This is a genomic window from Burkholderia sp. WTPI3 (assembly GCF_021483755.1).
Taxonomy (GTDB): Bacteria; Pseudomonadota; Gammaproteobacteria; order Burkholderiales; family Burkholderiaceae; genus Burkholderia.
On record NZ_JAGIXF010000041.1, the window covers coordinates 31,167 to 44,525 of the forward strand.

Genomic DNA, 13,359 nt, shown 5'->3' on the forward strand with positions numbered 1-13,359 from the left:
CCCCTTCATGGCTGTCCTTCGTCGCTCGGCTCGGGCGCTATTCATCCGCGAGCCGCGCATGCATCCGCCGGTAATCGTTCCGGTATCGCTTCGCGAGCGCCGACTTGTCCGAATCGCGCAGGATCTTGCCTGAAATCTGGAAGAAGATCTTCTCCTCCTCCTTCAGATGATCGTGCAGTTCCGCGGAGAGCTTGCGCACCGTCGCCAGCCAGCCGCGCGAGTTCGGCTCGCGGCCGCGCAGGTCGTCGACAATCTCGTCCATCTTGTGATGATCGGCCAGCGCATCGCGCGACGGATGAAGTCCGCGGTCGTCCATCAGGATCGGCACATAGAGAAAGCGCTCCTCGGCCGCCTCGTGCGCGCCGAGCTCGATACGCAGCTGTTCGAACAGCATGCCGCGATCCGGGCCGGGTTTCGAGCGCAACAGCCGGCGCATCAATGAACGCTGAATCTCGTGACTTTCGCGCAATGCATCGAAGATCGTTTCGGCCATTCAAAGGCTCCCGGGTAGTTGGCATCCAACACGTCGCTCCGCAGCTTCGATATGGTCACAAACCTCGGCGTCGCGCGACAGTTGCAAATGCACTAGGACATCTCGGCCCCGCGGGGTGCGTCGATTTTCCCGGCATCGCAGCGCGGCCATGCCCTGGTGCAACTAGTGTAGTGCGTCACAAATAATGCAACTTAATCGCGGTTTACGAGTCTCCTTGATACGGAGGGAGAACTCATGCGAATCGCGGCGAAAGTTGAGCTAAGTGAAGCACAGCGCAAACAGTTAAAGACGTGGGCTACTGGCCGGACGATTCCGGTTCGACTGGCTGAGCGCGCCAAGATGATTTTGCTCGCAGCGCAGGGAAAGACAGATAAAGAGATCAGTGCGGACCTGGCTATCTGGCGAGGCACGGTCGCACGCTGGCGCGCTCGCTTTATAGCTGACGGTGTGACGGGGATCGAGCGGGATGAGACGCGACCCGGGCGCAAGCCGAAGATCTCCGCGCGCAAGGTCAAGACCGTTGTGGCACTGACGACGCAGCAACGTCCGGATAACGCGACGCATTGGAGCACACGCAGCATGGCAGCGGTGGCCGGCATAAGTGAGGCGAGCGTGCGGCGCATCTGGCAGGCGCATGGCCTCAAGCCGCATCGGTTAGAGAGCTTCAAGGTATCGAACGACAAGCACTTTGCCGAGAAACTCGAGGACATCGTCGGGCTGTATCTCGATCCCCCGGAGCACGCCTTGGTCCTGTGCTGCGATGAGAAGTCCCAGATCCAGGCACTTGATCGGACCCAGCCGGGCTTGCCGCTCAAGCGAGGTCGCGCTCAAACGATGACGCACGATTACAAGCGCCATGGTGTGACGACGCTGTTTGCCGCGATGAACACGCTCGATGGCAGTGTCATTGGCCAGTGCCAGACTAAACATCGTCACCAGGAGTGGTTGAGCTTCTTGCGCAAGATCGATCGCAACACGCCCAAGGACAAGGAGCTGCATTTGATCGCTGACAACTATGCAACCCATAAGCACCCCGAGGTACAGGCATGGCTTGCCAAGCACCCGCGATTCCACATGCATTTCACGCCCACCAGTGCCTCTTGGCTCAACATGGTCGAACGCTTCTTTCGTGACTTATCAGTGAACCAGTTGCGACGTGCGGCGTTCCGCTCGGTACCCGAATTGGTCAGCACAATCGAACAGTACGTGCAGAAGCACAATCGTCATCCGAAACCATTCATCTGGACAGCAAAAGCCTCCGACATCCTCGCGAAAGTCACGCGTGCCAGGGCCAAACTGAATAAGATGCAATCTGTTTGACGCAGACCACTAGTGCAATTGCGTCGTTGTGCCGATCTCGCGATTGGGTTCATATTGGCGGCGCCGGATCGATCGCCAATTCTTTCGGATTCCTTCACGATTTCGAAACGCTTTGCGCGGGTCGAAGCCAGCCGGTTTCCGTTTGCGCCGACGCACATGCCGTCCGCATTCCGCGGAAACGAAGCCGCCATCGCAACAGCACGGCTCGCCGACCGGCGCGGATTGCCGATCGATATCGGACTGACCGCTCGATTGCCGACACGGCATCGACAACCCTCGACCAAGGAGGCTTCATGAGATCCATTCTTTTGTGGATGCTGGGCGTACCGATTCCGATCATCATCCTGATCGCGCTGTTCTGGCATTGACGTGCCCACCCACGAACATTTTCGACACAGACAGTCTCGACCGGACAACAGGAGATGACATGCAGAATGCTCGCCCCGGTTTCACCCCCTCCTACGACAGCGTCGGCGCCGAATCGCCGGCTTCGGCCGTGTCGTGGGGAGCCATCTTCGCGGGAGCCGTCGTCGCCGTGGCGATATCCGTCGCATTGCTGACGGGCGGCACCGGCCTCGGATTCCTTTCCGTCTCTCCGTGGCGCAATGAAGGCGCGTCGGGCTCGGCGCTCGCGGTCGGATCGATCGTCTGGCTTTTCGTGACCCAGATCATCGCCTACGGGATCGCGGGCTACGTCGCCGGCCGACTTCGCACGAAATGGACGGACGCCGCCGGCGATGAAATCTATTTCAGGGATACCGCCCATGGGCTGGTCGTCTGGGCCGTGAGCGCGCTGGTCGGCGTGGTGCTGCTGGGGTCCACGATCGCGTCCGTCGCATCGGGCACGGCGAAAGCGGGGGCGACGCTGGCTGGGGCCGGAGCCGGTGCCGCGGCCGGGGTCGTCGGGCACATCGCACCGGCAGGCGCCGATCACGGCTCGCTGGACTATTTCACCGATACGTTGCTGCGCCCGAACGACCCCGCCGCCGTCGGCAGCCCGGCCGACGTGCATCAGGAAATTTCGCGCATCCTCGCGCGCAGCCTCGTGAACGGCAATCTGGACGATGCCGACCAGACCTACCTCGTCAAACTGATCGCCCAGCGGGCGGGGATCGACGAAGCGGCCGCGCAACAACGGCTGAGCGAGGTGGAGGCACAAGCCACACGGATCGCGCGCGACACCGAACAGAAAGCGCGCGAAGCCGCCGATGCGGCCCGCAAGGCCGTCGCGGTCTTCTCGCTCTGGGCATTTGCGTCGATGCTTGTCGGCGCCTTCGTCGCGAGCTTCGGCGCGACGATTGGCGGGCGGGCGCGTGACTGTTGACGCCACGCGCCGCGGAGCGGATCGGAGCCGGCGCGCGGCACGCGACGCATCACGCGTCGGGGCGCGCGATGTCGAACCGGCTGTCGGGCTTCACGTGCACATAGGCCGACGGGCCGCCCGCGCGCAGAATGATGCCCGCGCCGAACGTGTCGAAGATGCCGTCCTTCAGCAGGCTCTGGCGGATATGCACGGCGACGACCTCACCGAGCACCAGCGTGGCCGGCGTGTCGACGCCGTGATGATTGCGCAGCCGGATCACCTCGGTCACCTTGCATTCGAAGTTGACGCCGCTTTCGGCCACGCGCGGCACGTTGACGAGGCGCGACGGAATCGCGGTCAGGCCGCCGAGGTCGAATTCGTTCACGTCGTACGGCACCGCCGCGCAGGTCTGATTCATCTTTTCGGCGAGGTCGCGCGTCGCGAGGTTCCAGACGAATTCGCCGGTCTCCTGCACGTTGCGCAGGCTGTCCTTCGCCGCCGTGCTCGAAAAGCCGATGATCGGCGGACGATAGTTGAACGCGTTGAAGAAGCTGTACGGTGCGAGGTTCAGCGTGCCGTCGCTGCCGCGCGACGAGATCCAGCCGATCGGGCGCGGGCCCACGATCGCGTTCAAAGGATCGTGCGGCAGGCCGTGGCCTTGCGACGGTTCGTAATAGTGGTAGCTCGAGTCGGTCATGGCGGATGGTGTGGCAGGAAGCAAACTGCGTTGAAGACGATGGAGGTTCCCTCGGTTTTTCCCCTTCCAACGGTCCCGAGTTATGCAGCCGCATCCTTGGTCTGCCGAGCCTTGATCCAGTCCCGAAGGAACTGCTCTGGAGAAACCGGGCCGAGAGACGAATGGCGACGACTGCGGTTGTAAAACACTTCGATGTATTCGAACAAATCGGCCTTCGCGTCCGGGCCTGTCCGATTTTAGTGTGTCGGGGTCACGGGTCGATAACGGAAATAACATCCCATGACCGAAGCAACCGGGACCAAGAAGAGCAAGAATCCGAAGGCGCCGACGCTGTTTCCCAATGAACTGATCGATCTAGTACAGTCTGCCATCTATGACCTTCGGCGCACTCAAAGGTGTATTGCGCAATTACGCCGTCATAGCGATCGGCCCGGCATCGCCCGCCGCGTGTCTGCGCAGCAGCATGCAACCGTGCCAGCCCATCTGACGAACGACGGCGATCGTATGCGCAACGACGGCACCAACTCCCACTATAAAGCAGCGCCCCAGCCGTGGCCTCCCATCGATGGCCGTTCGCACATTCAAATTGGTGCTTCACCGCAGCGCCCCCGAACGACTGTGACAAACATCGCCCACCGCGCTGCGCTGCCAGCACCCGCAATCGCTCGAGCCCGTCCGGCAAGAAGTACTTCCTGTCGCGAGCACATCGCGCGCACCACGAATGATGATAGAGAACCGTCGCCCCTTTGGTCTGCCACGTATGCCATTGAGCACAGCGAAACTTATAGTCGGCCTGCACGCCCTGGTATCGCCTCGACAGACAAACGCCTCCATACTGCGCAGCGGCGTCTTGCAATCGCTTCAGGCCATTCAGGAGCGGTGCCCCCATCAACTGACCATTCAGCGCAGCACAGACCGTACACCCTGCCCCGCGCAGGAGAGACTGACCGAGGCACGACCAACTATGTCCGGCATTGCAGCGGAAACGGTATTGCGCAGCCGTGCCTCGCCACTTTGCGTTCAGGCAGATCGAATCGGCTTTCTTCGCGAGATGGTGCATGCGTTCCGTCGCCGCAATCTGCGTACACTCCCGGCAACCGAGTTCTCGCTGACGGATCAAGTTGCGCAGGCTGATACGGGTTACGTGACCATATTCGCACGCGAATCGATGTTTTTCCCTCAGTCCTCGATAGGTCAAATCCAGGCAAATCAGGCCATGCTTTTCGGCTGCATTTCGCAAAGCGCGACTACGGCCCAATACCGGATGCGATTCGTCTTGCTGAACTGGCATGTGCGACAAAGATACGTTGTGGGCGGTACAAGACGCTCCGGTCCCGCTGATCGCAGAATCCAGCGGGCCTCCGAGACGATCGACGTACAGGCCCACCCAGTTAAGCGGTTATCATAGCAACGTCAAACGTTGGCGTGCCCGACACATTCAGCGCAACCGCGCCAGAGGAAGACTTGGCGTTTTACTGTCCGGCCGATTCATTATTTCACGCAATGGATCATCTGCTTCCGCACTACGAACGAGAACTTTCACTGCTGCGCCGGTCAGTTGCGATCTTTGCGACACGCTATCCCAAAATTGCTGTTCGCCTGGGGATTTCCGGCGACCGCTCCGAAGATCCCCACGTCGAACGGATGCTGCAGTCGTTCGCGCTCCTCGCTGCTGATATAGGAAGCCGGCTCGACGACAACTATCCGGAATTCGCCGAGGCCCTCCTCGGCATGCTGTATCCCCAGTATCTCCGAACGGTTCCTGCGTGTGCAATCGCCCAGTTCGATGTCTCAGACATGTTCGAAAAGCTCACTGAGCCATCGCTCATTGCCCGCGGCACGGAACTGGCGAGCAAAACGGAAGACTGCCTTTTCCGAACCGTATATGACGTAACGCTAGCTCCAGTGCGGATTTCGACTGCACGCTACGCTCCGGCAACTGCCGTTCCCGCCGACGTCGTCCTGCCCGCCGGCACAACCGGTCTGCTTTCCATCACTTTTACGGTTGCCCGCCCAGACTTTCGCATCGAAACCGTCCCCAGCCCGTTGCGCATCCATGTCAGCGGCCCTCGCGAAGTCGTCGGCGCAGCAATGGACACGATGACGATGCATACGGCAGCCGCCTTCGTCGAAAACGCCGAACGTCGCTGGTCAACGCTGACCACACCGCCACTCGCCGCCGCCGGCTACGATGAGGCCGAGAAGCTTCTCGACGAAGACGACGGTCCACCAGCCCTGCGGCTACTGAGCGAATATTTTGCGTTCCCCAAGAAATTCGATTTCGTCGACGTCGATCTCGCCGCGCTCGCGCATACGGCAGGCTCCAGCCAGCAACTTACCTTGCATCTCGCCATTTGCGGCGTTCATCCAGATTCGTGGACGGCACAACGACTAAAAAATCTGTCAGCGGACAATCTGAGGCTTTTCTGCACGCCAATCGTCAACCTGTTCCGGCTTACGTCGCTGCCACTCAAGCGGAGTCCGATCACGAATACGTACCCCGTGCAATCCCAGAATACGGGTGTTGCGGGTGTCGAAGTTTGGTCTGTCGAGTCGGTCCGTGCCACGACAGGCAGTTCCAGAGCGAACATCATCCATCCGTTCGTGTCGCTCATGCACGGCAGTTCCGGCAAACCCACGGGCCCCTATTGGGTCCTCATGCACCATAACGCGGCCTCGCCATCCGGAAAGAAGGAAACCGCGCTCAACCTGGTGGACCTCGACGGCCGACCGACAACCGGCACCGTAATCGAACAGATAACGGCAGACGTCATCTGCTCGAATGGCAATTTCCCTCCAACGATGCGGGCCGGCGCCGAGGATGGCGATCTGGTCAACGAGCAGGGAACGATGGTTTCGCGCATCGTGATGCTGGACGCGCCAACAGAAGTCGTGCGATTGTCGAGTGAAGGCGACGCAGCTTGGCGACTCATCACGCGGTTTGCCCCGCACTCGATCGAATTGACCCGCACCGGGCTTACGGAGCTGAAACGCCTGTTCCGCCAGTTCACCGCTCAATCCACTGGACACGCGAAACTCCTCGACGGGTAATCCCCCCGAGAAACCGGTGTGATCAGAAGTAGAATTTTCTTGTTGAGGGAGTTCTACGGAATGAAGAAATCGAGATTCACGGACAGCCAGATCATGGACGCGCTCAAGCGCGTGGAATCGGGGCTGTCGGTGCCGGACCTGTGCCGGGAGTTGGGCATCAGCACGGCGACGTTCTACAAATGGCGTTCGAAGTACGGCGGCATGGACGTTTCGCTGATCGCGCGGATGAAGGAACTGGAGGCCGAGAACGCCCGGCTGCGCAAGATGTACGTCGAGGAGAAGATCAAGGCCGAGATCGTAGCGGAGGCGCTCGCAAAAAAAGATTGAGGCCATCTTGCCGGCGTGAGATGGCCATGCATGCGGTGTGCAGCCGGGGCGTATCGATCCGGCTGGCATGTGAGGCATTTGGGATCAGCCAGGCCTGTTATCGGTACGTCGGTCGGCGCAGCGCCGAGAACGACGAGATTGCGAACTGGCTGCTGCGCCTGACGGACAACCACCGGAACTGGGGCTTCGGACTGTGCTTCCTGTACCTGCGCAACGTGAAAGGCTTCGGCTGGAATCACAAGCGCGTGTACCGGATCTATTGCGAACTGGAGTTGAACCTGCGAATCAAGCCGCGCAAGCGACTGGTCAGGCAGGTCCCGGAACCGCTGGCGGTGCCGTCTGCCGTCAATCAGGTCTGGTCGATGGACTTCATGCACGACCAACTTGCCGACGGACGTAGCATCCGGCTGTTTAACGTGATCGACGACTTCAACCGCGAGGCACTCGGCATCGAGATCGACTTCTCATTGCCGTCCGAACGCGTGATCCGTGCGCTGCGGCAGATCATTGGTTGGCGCGGCAGGCCAAAAGCGATTCGGTGCGATAACGGGCCCGAGTACCTGAGCGCGGCGATCATCGAATGGGCCCGACAGTACGGCATCAGGCTCGACTACATCCAACCGGGCAAGCCGCAGCAGAATGCGTATGTCGAACGATTCAACCGGACCGTACGGTACGAATGGCTGTCGCAGTACCACTGGGAAGACTTGGACCACGTGCAGCGCTTCGCGACCGATTGGATGTGGACTTACAATCATGACCGCCCGAACATGGCCCTGGGCGGATTTACGCCAAAGCAGCGGTTGGCCGTGGCCGCTTAGTTTCTATTTCTGAACCCCGTGCAAAACGGGGGGATTGCCTAACCAGTCGACGCCAAGCGGCGTGTCGAGTTTGACAAGACGATTGTATTGCGCGTCCCCCAGACGCAGCGTCTTATAAAGCGCGGTGTGGCCCATGCAGCTTTCCCTTGGTTGGTATTCAGGTGGGGTTTCTGCCGAGGGCTGATTATAAATTCCTTTCGGAACAAGGCGGCAGTACGCTCGCATACCGCCTTATCTCAAATAAATTGGTAGCCTGACGTTCGTGCGCGAAATTACCGGAATTTCACCATCTTCCAGGGAAAAATTTCCGATTTCTTCGTGAGCCAGATTTTTTAATCATAGATTACGTCCACGAACACGGCTCACTACCGCCGCTCCACCGATGCACCTCCGCATCGGCGTACTTCGCTCGGGCGACTTCGTGAATTCCACTCTCTACATTGCCATGCTGGTCGGCCTGGCCATCGTCCTCATCGCCAGGTTCCCGTTCGGGTGCTACTGGCTCGCGACCAAAGACCGTCTTCCCAGCCCCAGCGTCGAGATACATGCCGCCGCCATTGGCGATGGCGGAGCGGCTTTTCACGAGGGAGGGCCTTTCGGATAGTGACGTCGGTCAGCGGCATGGCGCACCCTATGGCCCCGAGGAGCATTTTTTGTCGGGGGCATCACCCATCAACCCAAATCCCCCCGAAAGTACCCCCGCATGCCCCCGGATTCACACGGGCCAGACTGGACAAATCAGGAATAAAAAACCCGCGAAGCCTTATGGCTATCGCGGGTTTCTGGATTTCCAAGGATGATCTTGAAAGCGTATTTGGTGCCGGGGACCGGACTTGAACCGGCAAGCCAATTAAGGCGGCGGATTTTCGTCACACTGCTTCTTTCGAAGCCGGCGTCGTCGGAACGACATCGTTCGTGCGCTGGACTATGCCTTCGCCGTCGCGCGCGGGCGTGATCGCCGCCCGTGCGCCTTAGGCGCCCCCCGTCTAGTCTCTACACCTTCCTCGCGGGCGTTGTACCGCGAGGCTTGGCTCGGCGTTGCCTCGATGCGCGCATCAGGGGTTTCACCGAATTTGAAGGGTTCTGCACCGGCCGTTTCCGACCGGGCACTCAATCTTTTAAGTCCGCTATGTTTACCAATTTCATCACCCCGGCAAAAGGGCGGACGCGATTCTACCATTGCTTGCGCGTGCGTTCCCTGATTCGGACACATCGCATCGCGATGCCGCGCGCTTGCGTACGCCGTCCGCACCGGATTCATACGCCGTAATCGATGGCGGCGCGGCACGCGCGCCGATTTCCTCCCGCGCCGCAACATCCGCCGATACAATCGAAGCCCCCCTGCCCGGCGGGCGCCAACCGTCTGATGTTTGTGTCGTGCTTGTTACGAAACAGACGTCATGCGCGTCATCGCGAAGTCACAAACGTTTTCGATAATTTCCCTGCCGAAAACGTTTACATCGCGTAATTCCATGACCCCGACCATCAAGGACGTCGCCGCGCTCGCCGGCTTCTCGATCGCCACCGTCTCGCGTGCGATCAACGCGCCGCATACCGTCAGTCCCGCCACGCTGGCGACGATCCGCTCCGCGATCGACGCGCTGCAGTTCCGCCCGAGCCCGCTCGGCAGGCAGTTGCGCGGCGAACGCACACGGCTCGTCGGCGTCGTCGTGCCGACGCTGTCGAACCCGGTGTTCGCCGACTGCCTGCAAGGCATCGACGAACTCGCGACCGCGGCCGGCTTCAAGCTGATCCTGATGACGACCGAATACGACGCGGCGCGCGAGCGCCACGCGATCGAGACGCTGCGCGAGCAGCGCGTCGAAGGTCTGATCCTCACCGTTGCCGATGCCGATACGCATCCGCTGCTCGACATGCTCGACCGCGACGGTCCGCATTACGTGCTGATGCACAACGACACGCAACGCCGCCCGTCGGTGTCGGTCGACAACCGCCGCGCCGCCTACGACGGCGTGCGGATGCTCACCGCGCGCGGCCATCGTCGCGTGCTGATGCTGGCCGGCTCGCTCGCCGCGTCGGATCGCGCGCGCCAGCGTCATCTCGGCTACGCGCAGGCGCTCGAGGAAAGCGGCGTCGCGACGCTGCCGCCCGTCGAAGTCGACTTCAACGCACCCGAGCTGCCCGATGCGGTGCTCGCGCATCTCACCGCGCAAGCCACACGCCCGACCGCTCTCTTCTGCAGCAACGACCTGCTCGCGATGGTCGTGATGCGCGGCCTGCGCCGAGCGGGCTTCTCGATTCCGGACGACCTGTCGGTACTCGGCTTCGACGGCATCGCGATCGGCGAGCTGCTCGCACCGCCGCTGGCGAGCGTCGCGACGCCGAACCGGGACATCGGCCGCCACGCATGGCGGCGCCTCGTCGAATGCATCGGCGGCGCGACGATCGAGCGCGCATCGCTGATCCTGCCGCACACGGTGCGCGACGGCGCGACGGTCGCGCCGCCGGCCGCCGACCTGCAGTTGCGCCAAGCCTGAACGCCCGAGCCGCGTCACCCGTGCGCGGCCAGACACCCACACCTGCCCGGAGATCCACCGTGTCCTTTCGCCTGACCTCGCTGCTGCGCGTGCTCGCAGCGCCCGTCGCATGCGCCGCGCTCGTCGCGCTCGCCCCCGTCGCCCACGCCGACGAAACAGCGATCTGCTACAACTGCCCACCCGAATGGGCCGACTGGGCCGCGCAAATCGCGGCGATCAAGCAGAAGACCGGCATCCGCGTGCCGTTCGACAACAAGAACTCCGGCCAGGCGATCGCGCAATTGATCGCCGAGCAGAAGAGCCCGGTCGCCGACGTCGTCTATCTGGGAGTGTCGTCGGCATTCCAGGCGAAGGACAAGGGCGTGATCGCGCCGTACAAGCCCGCGCACTGGAACGACATCCCCGCGAACCTGAAGGATCCGCAAGGCTACTGGTTCGCGATCCATTCGGGCACGCTCGGCTTCTTCGTGAACAAGGACGCGCTCGACGGCAAGCCGGTGCCGCGTTCGTGGGCCGATCTGCTGAAACCCGAATACAAGGGCATGGTCGGCTACCTCGATCCGTCGAGCGCGTTCGTCGGCTATGCAGGCGCGGTGGCTGTGAACCAGGCGCTCGGCGGCAGCCTCGACAACTTCAAGCCGGCACTCGACTGGTTCCGCAAACTGAAGGCGAACGCGCCGATCGTGCCGAAGCAGACCGCGTACGCGCGCGTGCTGTCCGGCGAGATTCCGATCCTGCTCGACTACGACTTCGATGCGTATCGCGCGAAGTACAAGGATCACGCCAACGTCGAATTCGTGATTCCGCAGGAAGGCACGATCGCGGTGCCGTACGTGATGAGCCTCGTGAAGGGCGCGCCGCACGATGCGAACGGCAAGAAGGTGCTCGACTTCGTGCTGTCCGACGAAGGCCAGAAGCTGTGGGCGAATGCGTACCTGCGGCCGGTGCGCGCGCAGACGCTCGGCGCGGACGTCGCATCGAAGTTCCTGCCGGCGAGCGACTACGCGCGTGCGAAGCCGGTCGACTTCGGCAAGATGGCCGCCGGTCAGCAGGCGTTCGGCCTGCAGTACCTGCAGGTGATGCAGTAAGCGGCCGGACTCACGCGATGCTCGACCTGACTTTCCCGCTGCGCTGGCGTGTCGCGCTCGTCGCGCCGGCGCTCGCGGTGTTCGCCGCATTCTGGCTGCTGCCGATGGTGTCGCTCGTGCAGGTCTCGGCCGACGGCGCGTTCTTCACGCAATACGCAGCGCTGCTCGGCAACGCGCGCTACATGAAGAGTCTCGCCGAGACGGTGGCGCTGTCCGCGGGCGTCACGCTCGCAACGCTCGCGCTGTCGACGATCTCCGGCCTGCTGCTCGCACGCCGCGAATTCGCGGGCAAGCGCGTGCTGCTCGCGCTGCTCACCTTTCCGCTCGCGTTCCCGGGCGTCGTGGTCGGCTTCATGGTGATCATGCTCGCCGGACGGCAGGGGTTGATCGGGATGCTGTCCGCGAAGCTCACCGGCGACAAGTGGGTGTTCGCGTATTCGGTGACCGGACTGTTCGTCGGCTACCTGTACTTCTCGATTCCGCGCGTGATCGTCACCGTGATCGCGGCCGCGTCGAAACTCGACGCATCGCTCGAGGAAGCCGCGCGCTCGCTCGGCGCGTCGCCGTTGCGCATCTTCATCGACATCGTGCTGCCGGCCCTCGCACCGGGCCTGATCGCGGCCGGCGCGATCTGCTTCGCGACCGCGATGGGCGCGTTCGGCACCGCGTTTACGCTCGCCACCGACCTGAACGTGCTGCCGATGACGATCTACACCGAGTTCACGCTGAATGCGAACATCGCGACAGCGGCCGGCCTGTCGATCGTGCTGGGCGTCGTCACGTGGGTCGTGCTCGCGCTCGCGCGCCGGTTCACCGGCCACACCGCCGCCGCCGCGGCCTGAGGATTCCTCCATGCAATCGCTTTCCGGTTCCTCCGCGCCGTCGCCGGCGCCCGCTCCGTCGCACGCGAACGGCGCCGCCCGACGTGCGCCGCGCGTTACGGGGGCACGTACGATCGCCGCGCTGCAATGGGGCGTCACGCTGCTGCTGTGCGCGTTCCTGATCGTGCCTGTCGTGATGTCGGTGCTCGCGGGCCTCACCGTCAACTATTTCCGCGGACTGTCGAGCGGCCTCACGCTGCGCTGGCTCGCGCAAGTGTGGGAGCAATATCAGGGGTCGGTCGCGCTGTCGCTCGGCGTCGCGTTCGCGACGCTCGCGATCGTGCTCGTCGTCGGCGTGCCGGCCGGCTATGCGCTCGCGCGCAGCAAGAGCCGCATCGCCCGCGTGATCGAGGAGGCGCTGGTGCTGCCGGTCGCGCTGCCGGGCCTTGCGTCGGCGCTCGCGCTGCTGGTCGTGTACGGCGGGTTCACCGCGTTCCGCATGAGCCCGTGGTTCATCGTCGTCGGCCACGTGGTGTTCACGCTGCCGTTCATGGTGCGCGCGGTCGCGGCCGTCGCCGCGGGCGCCGACCTGCGCACGCTCGAGGAAGGCGCGGCGAGCCTCGGCGCATCGTTCGTCACGCGCTTCATCACGATCGTGCTGCCGAACCTGCGTCCCGGCATCGTCGCGGGTGCGCTCGCGGTACTCACGCTGTCGATCGGCGAGTTCAACCTCACGTGGATGCTGCACACGCCCGACACGAAGACGCTGCCGGTCGGACTCGCCGACACCTATGCATCGCTGCGCCTCGAAGTCGGCAGCGCCTACACGATCGTGTTCCTGCTGATGACGCTGCCGCTGCTCGTCGCGATGCAATGGCTCGGCGTCGATCCGTCCGGCACGCGCGCCGTAAAGCGCAGCCCGCGCTGAACCGCGCTGACT

Annotated in this window: 11 protein-coding genes and 2 pseudogenes; 10 read left to right on the forward strand and 3 right to left on the reverse strand. The window is 62.6% G+C overall.

The genetic code is table 11. The features are described from left to right. Nucleotides 1-37 precede the first annotated feature (37 nt). Nucleotides 38-493 carry a hemerythrin domain-containing protein gene (locus J7024_RS21670; RefSeq protein ID WP_124829622.1) on the reverse strand — a complete coding sequence of 152 codons (456 nt, stop codon included), beginning with the start codon at nucleotides 491-493 and terminating at the stop codon, nucleotides 38-40. 234 nt (nucleotides 494-727) lie between these two features. On the opposite strand from J7024_RS21670, the gene J7024_RS21675 reads away from it, so the two are divergent. The 3 genes from J7024_RS21675 to J7024_RS21685 are packed head-to-tail and all read left to right on the forward strand — an operon-like array spanning nucleotide 728 to nucleotide 3,137. Continuing rightward, nucleotides 728-1,813, forward strand: a complete 1,086-nt coding sequence (locus J7024_RS21675) for an IS630-like element ISBmu8 family transposase (protein WP_007180368.1) — start codon at nucleotides 728-730, stop codon at nucleotides 1,811-1,813. Further along, complete coding sequence (locus J7024_RS21680) at nucleotides 1,810-2,181, forward strand: hypothetical protein (protein ID WP_234745476.1); 372 nt, start codon at nucleotides 1,810-1,812, stop codon at nucleotides 2,179-2,181. The genes J7024_RS21675 and J7024_RS21680 overlap by 4 nt, the downstream gene beginning before the upstream one ends. A 59-nt stretch (nucleotides 2,182-2,240) precedes the next feature. After that, a complete protein-coding gene (locus J7024_RS21685) occupies nucleotides 2,241-3,137 on the forward strand; it encodes a hypothetical protein (protein WP_124829624.1) in 897 nt (298 codons plus the stop codon). A 49-nt stretch (nucleotides 3,138-3,186) separates the two neighbouring features. Here J7024_RS21685 and J7024_RS21690 read toward each other — a convergent pair whose 3' ends face one another. Both J7024_RS21690 and J7024_RS21695 read right to left on the reverse strand, forming a co-directional pair. Further along, on the reverse strand, nucleotides 3,187-3,813 hold the full coding sequence (locus tag J7024_RS21690; RefSeq protein ID WP_175751968.1) for a flavin reductase family protein: 627 nt from the start codon (nucleotides 3,811-3,813) through the stop codon (nucleotides 3,187-3,189). Nucleotides 3,814-3,893: 80 nt separating this feature from the next. Then, a pseudogene (locus J7024_RS21695) lies at nucleotides 3,894-4,034 on the reverse strand (IS3 family transposase); the annotation flags it as partial. Nucleotides 4,035-4,092: 58 nt separating this feature from the next. On the opposite strand from J7024_RS21695, the pseudogene J7024_RS37555 reads away from it, so the two are divergent. From J7024_RS37555 to J7024_RS21725, 7 genes and pseudogenes are all read left to right on the forward strand, one after another. Beyond that, a pseudogene (locus J7024_RS37555) lies at nucleotides 4,093-4,167 on the forward strand (transposase); the annotation flags it as partial. A 1,071-nt stretch (nucleotides 4,168-5,238) separates the two neighbouring features. Next, nucleotides 5,239-6,864 carry a type VI secretion system baseplate subunit TssF gene (gene tssF / locus J7024_RS21700; protein WP_234745478.1) on the forward strand — a complete coding sequence of 542 codons (1,626 nt, stop codon included), beginning with the start codon at nucleotides 5,239-5,241 and terminating at the stop codon, nucleotides 6,862-6,864. Nucleotides 6,865-6,924: 60 nt separating this feature from the next. After that, nucleotides 6,925-8,012 (forward strand): IS3 family transposase gene (locus tag J7024_RS21705; RefSeq protein ID WP_175954597.1). Its coding sequence is split into 2 segments (ribosomal slippage): nucleotides 6,925-7,186 and nucleotides 7,186-8,012, totalling 1,089 coding nucleotides; the frame shifts between segments, so codons are not numbered across the junction. Between the two features lie 1,472 nt (nucleotides 8,013-9,484). Beyond that, nucleotides 9,485-10,510 (forward strand): LacI family DNA-binding transcriptional regulator, encoded by a 1,026-nt coding sequence (locus tag J7024_RS21710; RefSeq protein ID WP_175751092.1) that lies wholly within the window; start codon nucleotides 9,485-9,487, stop codon nucleotides 10,508-10,510. Between the two features lie 59 nt (nucleotides 10,511-10,569). Then, entirely contained in the window at nucleotides 10,570-11,598 is a 1,029-nt protein-coding gene (locus tag J7024_RS21715) for an ABC transporter substrate-binding protein (RefSeq protein ID WP_124829629.1), read from the forward strand. A 17-nt stretch (nucleotides 11,599-11,615) separates the two neighbouring features. Beyond that, entirely contained in the window at nucleotides 11,616-12,440 is an 825-nt protein-coding gene (locus J7024_RS21720; protein ID WP_175751091.1) for an ABC transporter permease, read from the forward strand. Nucleotides 12,441-12,450: 10 nt separating this feature from the next. Then, the gene (locus J7024_RS21725) at nucleotides 12,451-13,347 is read left to right on the forward strand and encodes an ABC transporter permease (protein WP_175751090.1); all 897 of its coding nucleotides are present in this window, start codon (nucleotides 12,451-12,453) and stop codon (nucleotides 13,345-13,347) included. Nucleotides 13,348-13,359 lie beyond the last annotated feature (12 nt).

Coding starts and splice junctions, on each gene's coding strand:
- J7024_RS21670 (WP_124829622.1), bottom strand. CDS start 493: ATGGCCGAAACGATCTTCGATGCATTGCGCGAAAGTCACGAGATTCAG.
- J7024_RS21675 (WP_007180368.1), top strand. CDS start 728: ATGCGAATCGCGGCGAAAGTTGAGCTAAGTGAAGCACAGCGCAAACAG.
- J7024_RS21685 (WP_124829624.1), top strand. CDS start 2,241: ATGCAGAATGCTCGCCCCGGTTTCACCCCCTCCTACGACAGCGTCGGC.
- J7024_RS21690 (WP_175751968.1), bottom strand. CDS start 3,813: ATGACCGACTCGAGCTACCACTATTACGAACCGTCGCAAGGCCACGGC.
- J7024_RS21710 (WP_175751092.1), top strand. CDS start 9,485: ATGACCCCGACCATCAAGGACGTCGCCGCGCTCGCCGGCTTCTCGATC.
- J7024_RS21720 (WP_175751091.1), top strand. CDS start 11,616: ATGCTCGACCTGACTTTCCCGCTGCGCTGGCGTGTCGCGCTCGTCGCG.
- J7024_RS21725 (WP_175751090.1), top strand. CDS start 12,451: ATGCAATCGCTTTCCGGTTCCTCCGCGCCGTCGCCGGCGCCCGCTCCG.